This is a genomic window from Microbacterium sp. K35, assembly GCF_004794375.1.
Lineage (GTDB): Bacteria > Actinomycetota > Actinomycetes > Actinomycetales > Microbacteriaceae > Microbacterium > Microbacterium sufflavum.
The window spans coordinates 1-732 of record NZ_SSDM01000185.1 but is presented as its reverse complement, the minus strand read 5'-3'; the positions used below and the strand labels follow the sequence as shown (position 1 = coordinate 732).

Annotated in this window: 1 protein-coding gene; it reads right to left on the bottom strand. The window is 71.9% G+C overall.

Going from position 1 to position 732, the window contains the following annotated elements; translation table 11 throughout:
- Nucleotides 1–168: 168 nt before the first annotated feature.
- On the bottom strand, nucleotides 169–642 hold the full coding sequence (gene ruvX / locus DW299_RS07235; RefSeq protein WP_136033661.1) for a Holliday junction resolvase RuvX: 474 nt from the start codon (nucleotides 640–642) through the stop codon (nucleotides 169–171).
- Nucleotides 643–732 lie beyond the last annotated feature (90 nt).

The following is a 732-nucleotide window of genomic DNA, read 5'->3' as shown; positions in this document are numbered from 1 at the left end:
GAGCGGCTCGCCGCGCGGCCTCACGAGCGGCGCGGCGCGAGCCTGGCACGGGTCCGCTCGTGTCGGCCGTCGGGACCTGCGGCGCCGGGGCCGGCAGGTTCTCGAAGAGGTCGCCCAAGCGCGCGTCGGTGTCGTGCGGTGGCGAAGCGCTATCGCGTTCGGACATGATCAGGCGGGCTCCTCATCGACGGGGACCGGTGCACCGGCCGGGTTTCCGGTGCTCTTCTCCGTGTCGATCGCCTGCTGCAGCAGAACCACCGCGGCGACCTGATCCACAATGCTACGAGAGTTCTTCTGGGAACGCCCGGAACTCCGCAATGCCGCGTGTGCGGACACCGTGCTCAGACGCTCGTCGATGAGCCGCACCGGCACACCGCTCTCGCGCTGCAACAGCGCTGCGAACTCGCGCGCATCCGTGGTGGACGGGGTGTCCGCGCCCTGCAGATTCACCGGCAGCCCGACCACGAACTCCAGCGGTTCGTACTCCGCGGCGATGGCCACGAGTCGCGTGATCGCCGCATCGTCGCGCGGCACGGTCTCGACCGGGACGGCCAGCATGCCGTCCGGATCGCACCGTGCCACGCCCACCCTGGCGCGTCCCACGTCGACGCCGAGCCGCACTCCGCGACGGAAGCCGGTCACGCTCCGCGGAGCTCCTGTGCGATGGCCTCCAGCGCTGCCGGAAGCGCCGCACCGTCGGCGCCGCCGCCCTGGGCGAGGTCGGAAGAGCGT